The following is a 13734-nucleotide window of genomic DNA, read 5'->3' as shown; positions in this document are numbered from 1 at the left end:
TTTAGAATACGAATACTTTTAGTATGTTTTATGTAAATGTTCGATATTTAATGCAGAAAAATGTTAGATTTTGTTGACACGTATGAGAGCAAGTGGTAAGATTACTTCGAAAAGAATCACTGCCTCATATAATCTTGGAGATAAGGTCCATAAGTTTCTACCTGGCAACCATGAATTGCTAGACTATGAGGGGAAAAGTGTGTAACAAAGGATGTAAAGGATCTTTGTGCCGAACTTTTTCTCGAAATGAGGAATGTTTATGGTGCAAAGTTTTTTTTATGCAATAAAGAGTGAAAATTTTATTTTAAAAAATTATTATTATTTATTCGACAATTACACTTATTTTGGTGTTTAGTCATTTGTACTATGTTGTAAGTTGAAAAAAAGAGAAAAGAAGTCTTACATCAGAGGTCGAATAATTGAAATGCGGGGGAGTCTTATGTCAGTAAAATCTGATAGTCGTCACCTATATCTACGGGTGATTGATCACATCAAAGAAAAAATTAAAGATGGCGCTTATAAAGAACGACAAAAGTTACCATCAGAGTTTGATTTAGCGAAAGAACTTGGCGTAAGTAGAGCGACTTTAAGGGAAGCGTTGCGTATTTTAGAAGAAGAAAATGTTGTCATTCGTAGACATGGTGTAGGGACATTTGTAAATGCAAAGCCATTATTTTCTTCTGGAATAGAACAACTTTCTAGTATTACAGATATGATTTCTAGTGTGGGGAAAACACCAGGAACAATCTTTTTATCATCATCTACTACAACTTTAACAGAAGAGGAAAAAGAGAAGTTTAATAGTGAAGATGGTTTTAATGCAGTGATGATTGAACGCGTGCGTACAGCAGATGGGGAACCTGTTGTGTATTGTATCGATAAACTTGCAAAAGAAATATTGCCAGACTTATCGGGTTACAATGAGGAATCATTATTAACGGTGATACATAATAACACGCATAAGCGCATAACATATGCGGTTGCTCACATTGAGCCAATTGGCTATCACCCTAAAATCTCACCAATTTTAGAATGTGAGCCTGAAACAGCACTGCTTGTATTAAAACAAATGCACTATGATCAAAATGATGAGCCAATCTTATATTCTATCAATTACTTTAGAGCTGATAAATTTAGCTTCCACGTATTAAGAAAGCGTATGTAGGTAAATTCCTTTTTAGGGAGGTGACAGCAAGAAGTAAGGAACAGCAGCGTAAGAATAAATAAATATATATCATTTTTGGAGGGGTTTCTAGTATGAAGAAAAAAGCAGGCCTTTTATTATCATTAACTTTAGCAGCAAGTACAGTTTTAGGTGCATGTGGTAACTCGGATAAGGCGAGCAGTGACAAGAAAGACACGAAAGACAATAAAGATTTCAAGGTTGGTCTTGTAACGGATGTTGGGGGCGTTGATGATAAGTCATTTAACCAATCTTCTTGGGAAGGGTTACAAAAGTTTGGTAAAGATAATGGTTTAAAAGAAAAGACAAATTATCGTTACCTTCAGTCTGAAAAAGAAGCTGATTATATTCCGAATTTAAAAAAATTCTCAAAAGATAAATATGATTTAACATTCGGAATTGGTTATAAATTAGAAGGTGCAATTAAAGAAGTAGCAAAAGAATCTTCAAAACAACAATTTGCAATCGTAGATACTGTTGTAGATGCACCGAACGTAACGAGCATTACGTTTAAAGATCATGAAGGATCATTCCTTGTAGGTGCGGTAGCAGCTATGTCAACAAAATCGAATAAAGTAGGATTTGTTGGTGGAATGAAAAGTGATTTAATTAGTAAATTTGAAAATGGATTTAAAGCTGGTGCAAAGGCAGTAAATCCAAACATTGAAATCGTATCTGAATATGCAGAAGCATTCGATAAGCCTGAAAAAGGTACAGTTCTTGCTTCAGCAATGTATGGTCAAGGCGTAGACGTAATTTATCATGCTGCTGGTGGTACAGGTAACGGTGTGTTCACAGAAGCGAAAAACCGTAAGAAAAAAGGTGAAAATGTTTGGGTAATCGGTGTTGACCGTGACCAACATCAAGAAGGTATGCCTGAAAATGTAACATTAACTTCAATGATTAAACGTGTTGATGTAGCAGTAGAAAAAGTAGCTAAAGAAGCAAAAGATGGGAATTTAAAAGGTGGAAAAATTGAAGAGTTTGGCTTAAAAGATGACGGTATTGGTATTTCAAAAACAACTGATAACGTGAAAAAAGTTAACCCTGAAATTTTAACAAAAGTAGAAGAGCTTGAAAAGAAAATTACAGCCGGTGAAATTAAAGTGCCAGCTACAGATAAAGAGTATAAAGAATACGAAGCTTCTCTAAAAAAATAAATAGAGAAATAGCAAAGGTTAGTTCATAGAACTAACCTTTGTATGTATAAAACTTCCGAATTGCTTAATAAGTTAATAGTGTAATAGGGAATGTTCCCTGTTAAAAGGAGGAACACAATGGAATACGTAATTGAGATGAATAACATTACGAAAGTATTCCCAGGCATTGTAGCGAATGATGATATTACGCTGCAAGTAAAGCAGGGTGAGATACATGCTTTACTTGGAGAAAATGGTGCAGGGAAATCCACATTAATGAATGTACTATTTGGTTTGTACCAACCAGAGCAGGGTGAAATTAAAATTAAAGGTAAACCTGTAAAAATCACAAATCCGAATATAGCAAATGACCTTGGTATTGGAATGGTCCATCAACACTTTATGCTTGTTCATAATTTTACAGTTACAGAGAATATTATTCTCGGAAATGAACCGAAGAAAAAAGGGAAAATTGCTGTTGAGGAAGCTGCTAAAGAAATTCAAAAACTGTCTGAACAATACGGTTTATCTGTAGATCCATATGCGAAAATACAGGATATTTCAGTTGGTATGCAGCAGCGTGTTGAGATTTTGAAAACTCTTTACCGCGGTGCAGAAATTTTGATATTTGATGAACCAACAGCTGTGTTAACACCGCAAGAAATTCATGAGCTAATTCAAATTATGAAAAAGCTTGTGCAAGAAGGAAAATCTATTGTTCTTATTACACATAAGTTGAAAGAAATTATGGAAGTTTGCGATCGTTGTACGATTATTCGTAAAGGAAAAGGGATTGGAACGGTTGACGTTGCAAATACGGATGAAAATAAACTTGCAGAATTAATGGTCGGACGTCAAGTGAATTTTAAAACAGAAAAAATAGACGCGAAGCCAAAAGAAGAGGTACTTTCAATTGCAAACCTTGTTGTTCACGATGCACGTCAACTACCTGCTGTAAAAGGCCTTGACTTAACTGTTCGTGCGGGGGAAATTGTTGGGATTGCAGGGATTGATGGAAACGGACAAAGTGAATTAATAGAAGCAATTACTGGTTTACGAAAAGTTGAGTCAGGTTCTATTGCAATTAAAGGAAAAGAAATAACAAATTGGCCTGTTAGAAGAATAACAGAAGAAGGAATTGGTCATATTCCAGAAGATCGTCATAAACACGGACTCGTTCTTGATTTTTCTGTTAGAGATAATATAGTTCTGCAAACGTATTATAAAAATCCATTTTCAAAGAAAGGGATTTTAAATTTCAGCAAAATTACAGAAAAAGCAAAGGCTCTTATTGAACAGTTTGATGTGCGTACACCTAGTGAGCAAACGTTAGCACGCGCTCTATCTGGGGGGAATCAACAAAAAGCAATTATTGCACGTGAAGTAGACCGAAATCCAGATTTATTAATTGCGGCACAGCCAACACGTGGTTTAGATGTAGGAGCAATTGAATTTATTCATAAGAGATTAATAGAGCAAAGGGATAAAGGAAAAGGTGTATTACTTTTATCATTAGAGTTAGATGAAATCTTAAATGTTAGCGATCGAATTGCTGTTATTTATGAAGGGGAAATTGTAGCAATAGTTGATGCGAAAGAAACGAATGAACAACAGCTTGGATTGTTAATGGCTGGAGGAACAAAGAAGGAGCAGGTGGGTACAAATGGCTAAAAAGCTTTTAACAGAACGAACGATAAATATTTTAGTCCCAGTACTATCCGTTATTTTCGGCTTACTTGTAGGAGCGATTGTAATGCTAGTTAGTGGCTATGATCCAATTGTTGGTTATAGTGCACTTTGGACAGGAATGTTCGGCAGCGCAAGTGCGATTGGTGAAACGCTTCGTACAATGATACCGCTTATTCTTGCTGGCTTATCGGTGGCGTTTGCATTTCGTACAGGTTTATTTAATATCGGGGTAGAGGGTCAATTGTTAGTTGGTTGGCTTGCAGCGGTTTGGTTCGGTTATGCAGTCTCACTACCAGCTTTCCTTCATATTCCATTATCTATTTTATTTGCAGCATTGGTGGGCGGAATTTGGGGCTTCATTCCGGGATATTTAAAAGGGAAGTTTCAAGTGAATGAAGTTATTGTAACTATTATGATGAACTATATCGCGTTGTATGTAACGTATGACATCATTAAGCGTTTCTTACATGCGGGTAATGACAAAACGTATGATATTAAAGAGAGTGCGTCACTATCTTCAGACTGGCTTGCTTCTATTACTGATGGTTCACGTCTACACTGGGGAATTATTGTAGCAATTTTAATCGCTATTTTAATGTGGTTCTTATTAGATCGAACAACTTTAGGTTACGAATTAAAGTCAGTAGGATTTAATCAGCATGCTTCTCAATATGCAGGTATGAAAGTTTCTCGTAATGTAGTATTCTCCATGACAATTGCTGGTGCATTTGCGGGGATTGGTGGAGCGATGGAAGGATTAGGGACATTCCAGAGTATGACAGCGATGTCTTCGTTTACAGGAGTAGGATTTGATGGGATTGCCGTAGCATTACTTGGAGGGAATAATCCGTTTGGTATAATCCTTTCAGCTTTATTATTTGGTGGTTTGAAAAGTGCTTCCCCTCAAATGAACTTTGAGGCAGATGTACCGTCAGAGCTTATTAATGTAATTATTGCATGTATCATCTTCTTTGTTGCATGTAGTTATGTGTTAAGATGGGCGCTTACACGCATGAGCAAGGAGGGGAAATAAATGAGCTTTTTAGATATATTAGCCATTCTTGTGACGGGTACGTTATATACATCGGCACCTATCATTTTCACAGCACTAGGTGGTGTATTTAGTGAACGATCGGGTGTTGTAAATATCGGATTAGAAGGACTAATGCTATTTGGTGCATTTATTGGAGTCGTTACAAACTTATTAATGGGTGATACTTGGGGAACGATGACTCCGTGGATTGCGTTACTATTTGCGGCAATTGGTAGTGGATTATTTGCATTACTTCATGCGGTAGCTTCTATTACATTCCGAGCAGATCAAGTTGTAAGTGGTGTAGCCATTAACTTCTTATCTCTTGGTTTAACAGTATTTGCAATTAAGAAGATTTTTGATAAAGGGCAGACTGACTTTATTCAGTATCGTATTGAAAAGATTGATATTCCAGGCCTTTCGGATATTCCGGTTTTAGGGAAAATATTTTTCTCGAACGTACCAATAACGTCATATATTGCCATTATTTTAGCATTCGTTGTTTGGTATGTTATTTATAAAACACCGTTCGGTCTTCGTCTACGTGCTGTTGGTGAACACCCAATGGCAGCGGATACGATGGGGATTAACGTATATAAAATGCGCTATATTGGAGTCTGTATTTCAGGAGTGTTTGCTGGAATTGGTGGAGCGATTTTTGCAATGTCAATTTCTAATAACTTCTCAGGGGCAACTATTACAGGACAAGGTTTCTTAGCTTTAGCTGCTATGATTTTTGGAAAGTGGAATCCACTAGGCGCACTAGGTGCAGCTCTATTCTTTGGTTTTGCGCAATCTCTAAGTGTAACGGGCGGAACAATCCCTGTATTAGACCAAATTCCAAGTGTTTTATTAACGATATTACCATATGTATTCACAATATTAGCGCTTGTCGGTTTTGTAGGTCGTTCTGAAGCTCCTAAAGCATTAGGAACTCCTTATGAAAAAGGAAAACGATAAGTATTTTATAAGTATAAAAAAGCTCGCACATTAGTGTGGGCTTTTTTACATAGAATATATTTAATACGGAATTTTACTATGTTCCTTACATATTAAAGTTTTTAGAAAGAATCATATGTAAGCATAATAAGGGAGAAAAGTTGATTTTTCATTTCTAAAAACTGTATATTGAAGAGGAATATTCCTATATACGTAAAGGAGGGCTATAAATGAAACTAATGGAACAACAACTACATGAGTTAGGTGGTTTGCGCGTACATATTATTCCGACTGATAAATATAAAACGAATACCTTTGTATTTCGTTTTAAAGCGCCTTTAAATGAGGAGACGGTGACAGAGCGTGCCCTATTGCCATACGTATTGCAAAGTGCGACAGAAAAATTACCTTCTGTAATTCGTCTTCGTCAATATTTAGAAGAATTATACGGATCTTCTTTAGCGGTAGATGTAAGTAAAAAAGGGGAAGACCATATTATCTCCATTTATGTAGACATTGCAAATGAAGTTTATTTACATGATGCACCACCGTTATTTGAAAAAGCGCTTTCTATGTTGTCAGATATTGTGTTACATCCAGCAACGGAGGGGAACGGTTTCCTATCTTCTATCGTAGAAAGTGAAAAAAGAGCACTGTTACAGAGAATTGAAGCTACTTATGATGATAAAATGCGTTATGCAAACGAGCGTTTAATTGAAGAAATGTGCAAAGTAGAACCGTATCGTTTAAGTGCAAATGGAAAAAAAGAGAGTGTTATGTCTATTACAAATGAAAGTTTGTATCAATATTATCAAAAGGTGTTAGCGGAAGATGAAATGGATCTATATATTATTGGTGATATTTCAGAAAACGCCGTTGATCTTGTAAGTAAGTATTTTTCTATTTCAACTCGTCCAGTGAGAGAAAGAAATGTACTCCTTCATAGACGAAACAATGAAGAAAAAGAAGTTGTTGAAAAACAAGAATTAAAACAAAGTAAATTACACATCGGTTATCGTACATTTGTCACATATAAAGATGAAGATTATTTTGCATTGCAATTGTTCAATGGATTGTTTGGTGGCTTTTCTCATTCGAAGTTATTCGTAAATGTGCGTGAAAAAAATAGTTTAGCGTACTATGCAGCATCGCGCTTTGAAAGTCATAAAGGTTTATTATTTGTTATGTCAGGAATCGAAGCGAAAAATTATGAAAAAGCAGTTGAGATTATTAAAGAACAAATGCTTGCGATGCAAAACGGAGAGTTTTCTGAAGAAGAAATACATCAAACAAAAAGTGTCATCCAAAATCAAATATTAGAGGCAATTGATACACCACGTGGCTTTGTAGAAATGCTATATCATGGTATTATTTCAGATCGTACACGTCCAGTTGAAGAATGGCTTACAGGTATAGAAAGTGTGACGAAAGAAGAAATTGTAAAAGTTGCTAAAAATATTGAACTAGATACAATTTACTTTTTACAAGGAACGGAGGGAGAGTAAATGGAGAAAATTGTTTATGAGCAATTAAAAGAAACACTCTATTATGAAAAACTTCCTAATGGATTAGATGTATATGTTTTACCGAAACAAGGATTTAATAAAACATTTGCGACGTTTACGACGAAATATGGTTCTGTAGATAATACATTTGTACCATTAGGGAAAGAAGAAATGATTCGTGTGCCTGATGGAATTGCACATTTTCTTGAGCATAAATTATTTGAAAAAGAAGATCACGATGCTTTCCAATTGTTTAGTAAACAAGGAGCATCGGCAAATGCTTTTACATCCTTTACACGAACAGCTTACCTTTTTTCATGTACTTCAAACGTAGAACGAAATTTAAATACATTGCTAAACTTCGTGCAAGAGCCTTATTTCTCTGAAAAAACGGTTGAAAAAGAGAAGGGGATAATTGGGCAAGAAATTCAAATGTATCAAGATAACCCAGATTGGCGTTTGTACTTCGGGTTAATTGATAGCTTGTTTGTAAAACACCCAATTAAAATTGATATTGCAGGGACAATCGAATCTATTAGTAAAATTACGAAAGATTTATTGTATGAATGTTATGAAACATTTTATCATCCGAGCAATATGTTATTATTTGTTGTGGGTGCAATTGATCCAGAGAAAACAATGGATTTAGTACGTGAAAATCAAGCGAAAAAAGATTATAAAAACCAGCCAGAAATTGTGCGTTCATTTGAAGAAGAACCAAATGAGGTAAATGAAAAGAAAAAAATTATTTCAATGCCTGTGCAAACACCGAAATGTTTAGTTGGTATTAAAGCGACTAATTTAAAGGAAAAGGGGCAAGCGCTTTTAAAACAAGAAATTGCGCTTACGTTACTCTTAGATTATTTATTTGGAAAAAGTTCTGTTCATTACGAAACTTTATATAATGAAGGGCTTATTGATGATTCATTCTCGTATGACTATACAGAAGAAAATAACTTCGGTTTTGCAATGGTTGGCGGTGATACGAAACAACCTGATGAATTGGCAAATCGTTTAAAAGATATTTTATTAAAAACAGATTATGATCAATTAGATGCGGCGGCATTAGAACGAGTGAAGAAAAAGAAAATTGGTGGTTTTTTACGCTCGTTGAATTCACCAGAATATATTGCAAATCAATTTACACGATACGCGTTTAATGAATCTAGCCTATTTGACGCATTGACTGTATTAGAAGGACTAACCGTTCAAGACTTACAAGAAGTAGCGAAATTATTGTTATCAGAAGACAAAATGAGTATTTGTCAGGTGTTACCGAAAAAATAAAATTAAAAAGATACCCTCATCTTATCATTGAAAAATTGTAAGATGAGGGTATTATTTAGTTATGTGAAAATTGAACTTGTAGAGATAAGAGAGGGACTTTATGAAAAAGTATGCGTTAGTAACTGGAGGGAGCGGAGGAATTGGCTCTGCTATTTCGAAACAATTAATTCAAGATGGATATACAGTTTATGTTCATTACAATAACAGTGAAGAAAAGGTATTGGAATTGCAGAAGGCATGGGGAGAAGTTATCCCTGTTCAAGCGAATTTAGCTTCTAGTGATGGAGCAGAGCAATTGTGGGGACAAATTGAACATCCTATTGATGTTATTGTATACGCAGCTGGGAAGAGTATTTTTGGACTAGTAACAGATGTAACAAACGATGAATTGGATTATATGGTAGAACTTCAAGTGAAGAACGTATATAAATTACTTTCTATGGCACTTCCGCCTATGATCGGGAGAAGAAGTGGTAATATTGTAATTGTTTCATCTATATGGGGACAAATAGGGGCTTCTTGTGAAGTGCTTTATTCAATGGTAAAAGGGGCACAAAATTCATATGTGAAAGCTTTAGCGAAAGAAGTTTCTTTAAGTGGATTACGTGTGAATGCAGTAGCACCAGGAGCAATTGAAACGGAAATGTTAAGTGTTTTTTCTGAAGAAGATAAAATGGGAATTGCTGAAGATATACCATTAGGTAGAATAGGATTACCAGAAGAAGTAGCGAAAACAGTTTCATTCCTCGTATCACCAGGAGCGTCTTACATAACTGGACAAATTATCGGAGTGAATGGCGGTTGGCACTGCTAAAAAATTCTTACATAAAAAATGAATAGTTGCACAAATTAAGGATGATTTTATTACTCAATAGTGAGGTGCTTAATTATGTCAGTATTAGATAATTTTGATCAGTGGAAGAGCTTTTTAGGAGAACGTTTAGAGCAAGCGCAAGACAAAGGTTTAGATGGCGGTGCGGTATCAGATATGGCGTTTCGTGTTGGCGACTATCTTGCTAATGAAGTAGAAGGACGCAATGACCAAGAGAAATTATTAGCTGAGCTTTGGAAAGTTGCTGATGAACAGGAGCAACATACAATTGCAAATTTAATGGTTAAGTTCGTACAACATAAGTAAAAGTAGAGAGGAGATTCTCCTCTCTACTTTTTTTGTATAATAATTACACAGGGTAGATTATACATTTAGCTTCCCTATTAAGGTGAAATCATATAATATAGTACGTAGGTGTAAAGTAAGCAAGGGGAGTGATCTTGGATGATTGAATGGTATTTTGAATATGAAATACATAAAAACCGACCTGGCTTGCTTGGTGACGTTTCTTCGTTAATCGGTATGCTCGGCATTAATATTGTCACAATTAATGGTGTAGATAATGCACGACGTGGGTTACTTCTTATGTGTGATAATCAAGAGCAAATCTCTAGACTTGAATCAATTTTAAATACGATGGATAACATAACGGTAACGAAATATCGTCCGCCCAAGCTAAGAGATAAGCTAGCGGTTAGGCATGGTAGGTACATACAACGAGATGCAGATGATAAGAAAACATTTCGATTTGTGCGTGATGAATTAGGCTTACTTGTAGACTTTATGGCAGAAATTATGAAAAAAGAAGGCCATAAACTAATTGGGATACGCGGAATGCCTCGTGTCGGAAAAACAGAATCCATTGTTGCTGCAAGTGTTTGTGCAAATAAAAGATGGTTATTTGTATCATCTACTCTTATTAAGCAAACTGTTCGTAGTCAATTAATTGAAGATGAGTATAGCGATGACAATATTTTCATCCTAGATGGAATTGTGTCAACGAAGCGTGCTAACGAAAGACATTGGCAGCTCGTTCGTGAAATTATGAGATTGCCTGCAACGAAAGTTGTGGAACATCCTGATGTATTTGTGAGTCAGTCAGAATACACATTGGATGATTTTGATTATATTATCGAGTTGCGTAACGATTATGATGAAGAAATTCAATATAATTTAGTAGATGAAATTGAGCAAGGTACGCAAAATAATTTCTCTATGTTTGACTTTTAAAGAAATATTGAGGTGTTAGTAGTGACGGAATTGGGACAAAAGCTGAAAGAAGCAAGAGAAGCGAAAGGCTTGTCTATTGATCAGCTGCATGAGATTACAAAAATTCAAAAACGCCATTTAGTGGCAATTGAAGAAGGCAATTATGATGTATTGCCAGGAGCTTTTTATGCGCGTGCATTCATTAAACAATACGCAGATGCGGTTGGATTAAATGGAGAGGAACTGCTCGTAGAACATCAGAGTACGATACCACAATCTGAAAAGCGTGAAGTTCCACAAGTATCAACGGGACAAAAAACACAAGAAACAATGCAAAAATCTTCATCATGGCCAATTGCAGATCACATGCCGAAAATCTTAGTTGCGCTGTTAGTAATCGCAGTTGGAGTGGTAATCTGGTTTGTGTTTCAAGCGTTAACTGGAAAAGATGATGAAAAAGTTCCGAGCGCTCAAAGTGAGAAAATTGAAGTTCAAAAAGCGAAAGATTCTCCGTTAGATACGAAGAAAGATGAAGTGAAAGCGGAAGAGCCAAAAAAAGAGGAACCAAAGAAAGAAGAACCAAAGAAAGAGGAGCAACCAGCACAACCAACTGGACAGCAAGAAGTGAAAGTAGTTGGAACAACTGGAAAGGTATCTACTTTGGAAATTCATAATAATAAAACATTAGAACTGGAATTATCGGGTAAAGGTGCGAGTTATGTAGATGTTAAAGATGAAGCTGGGAATGTGATTCTAAACGCTACAGTACAAGAGGGCCAAATAGAAAAACGTGATGTATCAACATTAAAAGAAGTGCGACTTAATATTGGAAATGCAACGAATGTTGAAGTTAAACTGAATGGCCAAGTGGTCGCTTATCCATTGGATCCAGAAAAAGAACTTCACCAAAGATTGGTGATAAAAAACCAAGGGATAGAGCAACCTGCACAATAACAGTCATCGCTTCGATGACTTTTTTTCGATGAACAAATGTTTTTGATATGATGGAGGAATAGCTGTGAATTTACCAAATAAAATTACAATATCTAGAATCTTCTTAATTCCAATTTTTATGGTAATTATGTTAGCACCCTTTGATTGGGGTTCATACAAAATTGGTGATGTTGATTTACCGATTCAACATTTAGTGGGGGCACTTATCTTTATCATTGCTTCAGCTACAGATTGGATTGATGGACATTACGCAAGAAAATATAATCTTGTAACGAATTTAGGGAAGTTTCTTGACCCGTTAGCTGATAAATTACTTGTTTCGGCAGCACTTATTACATTGGTAGAGATGCAATATGTACCGGCTTGGATTGTTATTGTAATTATCAGTCGTGAGTTTGCGGTAACTGGTTTACGTCTTGTACTTGCTGGAACAGGGGAAGTAGTTGCAGCAAACCAGCTAGGAAAAATTAAGACATGGACACAAATTATTGCAATTGCAGCATATTTATTACACGATGTACCTTTAAATTTAATCCATATTCCAGTTGCGGATATCTTCATATGGATTGCATTAATCTTTACTGTTATTTCAGGATGGGATTATTTCTGGAAAAATAGAGCTGCTTTTGTAAACTCAAAATAGAAGTTTATGGGGGAATTGGGATGAATGCTGAGATTATTGCGGTTGGAACTGAATTATTACTTGGACAAATTGCAAATACAAATGCCCAGTTTTTATCTGAAAAGTTAGCTTCAATCGGAATTAACGTGTACTATCATACTGTTGTTGGTGATAATAATAAGCGATTGCAAAAGGCGATTGAAGCTGCGGAAGAACGTGCTGATATACTTATTTTTACAGGTGGATTAGGACCGACAAAAGATGATTTAACGAAAGAAACGATAGCTACTAGTTTAGATGAAGAGCTTGTGTATGATGAAAAGGCATTAGCCTTAATAAGTAATTACTTTAAGCGTACAGGCCGTGAATTTACGGAGAATAATAAAAAGCAAGCGCTCGTTTTAAATGGAGCAACAGTATTTGCAAATGACCACGGTATGGCGCCGGGTATGGGGGTAAATAAGAACGGAAAAGTTTATATTTTATTACCAGGGCCGCCAAAAGAAATGAAACCAATGTATGTAAGTTACGTAGAGCCTTTTTTACGTAATTTTACAACAGGAGAAAACATTTATTCTCGTGTGCTTCGTTTCTTCGGTATTGGGGAGTCCCAATTAGAGGTGAAAGTTCAAGATTTAATTGATGGACAAACAAACCCAACAATCGCCCCGTTAGCAAATGATGGAGAAGTGACATTACGTTTAACCGCTAAGCATCAAAATGTTAGCGAAGCGGAGAAACTAATTCAACATGTGGAAGATTTGATTTTAGAAAGAGTAGGAGAATTTTTCTACGGATATGACCAAGAATTTTTGCATTATAAGGCAATCGAGTTATTGAAGAGAAAAGGGTTAACTTTAGCGTGTGCAGAAAGTTTAACAGGTGGTCTTTTTGGAAATCAAGTAACTGAAAACGCTGGTGTTTCTTCTGTGTTTAAAGGCGGTGTCATTTGTTATCATAATGATGTGAAGCAACATGTTTTACGTGTGCCTGAAGAAGTGTTGCATACTGATGGTGCAGTTAGTAAAGAATGTGCTCGTTATCTTGCTGAAAATGTTAAGGATGTACTAAAAGCGGATATCGGAATTAGTTTCACTGGTGTAGCAGGGCCAGATGCTTCAGAACAGAAAGAACCAGGAACAGTATTTGTTGGGCTTTCGATTAAGGATGAACCAACTGTAGTCTTTCCTCTTAATTTAAGCGGAAGTCGTCAACAAATTAGAGAACGAACAGCAAAATATGGATTTTATCATTTATATAAAAAGCTAGAAGAGATATAAGTTTCTTCTAGTTTTTTTACGGTTAAATTTAGATATTATTTGATAGAAAATAAAAAAATCGA

13 protein-coding genes and 1 riboswitch are annotated in these 13734 nt (G+C 35.6%); all 13 genes read left to right on the top strand.

The annotated features are described in order from the left end of the window. Positions 1-104: 104 nt before the first annotated feature. A riboswitch (purine riboswitch) is annotated at positions 105-206 on the top strand. Between the two features lie 233 nt (positions 207-439). The 13 genes from GBN91_RS14080 to cinA all read left to right on the top strand — a co-directional run bounded on the left by GBN91_RS14080 (position 440) and on the right by cinA (position 13672). Continuing rightward, the gene (locus GBN91_RS14080) at positions 440-1165 is read left to right on the top strand and encodes a GntR family transcriptional regulator (protein ID WP_000114182.1); all 726 of its coding nucleotides are present in this window, start codon (positions 440-442) and stop codon (positions 1163-1165) included. Positions 1166-1257: 92 nt separating this feature from the next. Next, positions 1258-2343, top strand: coding sequence for a BMP family lipoprotein (locus tag GBN91_RS14075; RefSeq protein WP_000725771.1), 1086 nt, complete (start codon positions 1258-1260; stop codon positions 2341-2343). Between the two features lie 117 nt (positions 2344-2460). Then, entirely contained in the window at positions 2461-3993 is a 1533-nt protein-coding gene (locus tag GBN91_RS14070; RefSeq protein ID WP_000456914.1) for an ABC transporter ATP-binding protein, read from the top strand. Continuing rightward, entirely contained in the window at positions 3986-5044 is a 1059-nt protein-coding gene (locus tag GBN91_RS14065) for an ABC transporter permease (RefSeq protein WP_001085254.1), read from the top strand. Before GBN91_RS14070 ends, GBN91_RS14065 begins: the two co-directional genes overlap by 8 nt. After that, positions 5045-6004, top strand: coding sequence for an ABC transporter permease (locus tag GBN91_RS14060; protein WP_000008857.1), 960 nt, complete (start codon positions 5045-5047; stop codon positions 6002-6004). Between the two features lie 209 nt (positions 6005-6213). After that, entirely contained in the window at positions 6214-7488 is a 1275-nt protein-coding gene (yfmF, locus tag GBN91_RS14055) for an EF-P 5-aminopentanol modification-associated protein YfmF (RefSeq protein WP_000772418.1), read from the top strand. Next, a complete protein-coding gene (gene yfmH / locus GBN91_RS14050) occupies positions 7489-8775 on the top strand; it encodes an EF-P 5-aminopentanol modification-associated protein YfmH (protein WP_152121620.1) in 1287 nt (428 codons plus the stop codon). Positions 8776-8875: 100 nt separating this feature from the next. Next, positions 8876-9589 carry an elongation factor P 5-aminopentanone reductase gene (ymfI, locus tag GBN91_RS14045; RefSeq protein ID WP_000759604.1) on the top strand — a complete coding sequence of 238 codons (714 nt, stop codon included), beginning with the start codon at positions 8876-8878 and terminating at the stop codon, positions 9587-9589. A 75-nt stretch (positions 9590-9664) separates the two neighbouring features. Continuing rightward, the gene (locus GBN91_RS14040) at positions 9665-9913 is read left to right on the top strand and encodes a DUF3243 domain-containing protein (protein ID WP_000114450.1); all 249 of its coding nucleotides are present in this window, start codon (positions 9665-9667) and stop codon (positions 9911-9913) included. Between the two features lie 138 nt (positions 9914-10051). Beyond that, the gene (locus GBN91_RS14035) at positions 10052-10837 is read left to right on the top strand and encodes a DUF3388 domain-containing protein (RefSeq protein WP_000574107.1); all 786 of its coding nucleotides are present in this window, start codon (positions 10052-10054) and stop codon (positions 10835-10837) included. A gap of 21 nt (positions 10838-10858) precedes the next feature. Beyond that, positions 10859-11770 (top strand): helix-turn-helix domain-containing protein, encoded by a 912-nt coding sequence (locus GBN91_RS14030; protein ID WP_139848859.1) that lies wholly within the window; start codon positions 10859-10861, stop codon positions 11768-11770. Positions 11771-11834: 64 nt separating this feature from the next. Then, positions 11835-12413: a CDP-diacylglycerol--glycerol-3-phosphate 3-phosphatidyltransferase gene (pgsA, locus tag GBN91_RS14025; RefSeq protein WP_001052967.1), complete on the top strand. Its 579-nt coding sequence runs from the start codon at positions 11835-11837 to the stop codon at positions 12411-12413. 20 nt (positions 12414-12433) lie between these two features. Next, positions 12434-13672 (top strand): competence/damage-inducible protein CinA, encoded by a 1239-nt coding sequence (cinA, locus tag GBN91_RS14020; protein ID WP_065222980.1) that lies wholly within the window; start codon positions 12434-12436, stop codon positions 13670-13672. Positions 13673-13734 lie beyond the last annotated feature (62 nt).

The organism is Bacillus sp. B1-WWTP-T-0.5-Post-4, assembly GCF_009183795.1.
Taxonomy (GTDB): domain Bacteria; phylum Bacillota; class Bacilli; order Bacillales; family Bacillaceae_G; genus Bacillus_A; species Bacillus_A cereus.
This window is presented reverse-complemented; position numbering and strand designations above follow the sequence as displayed.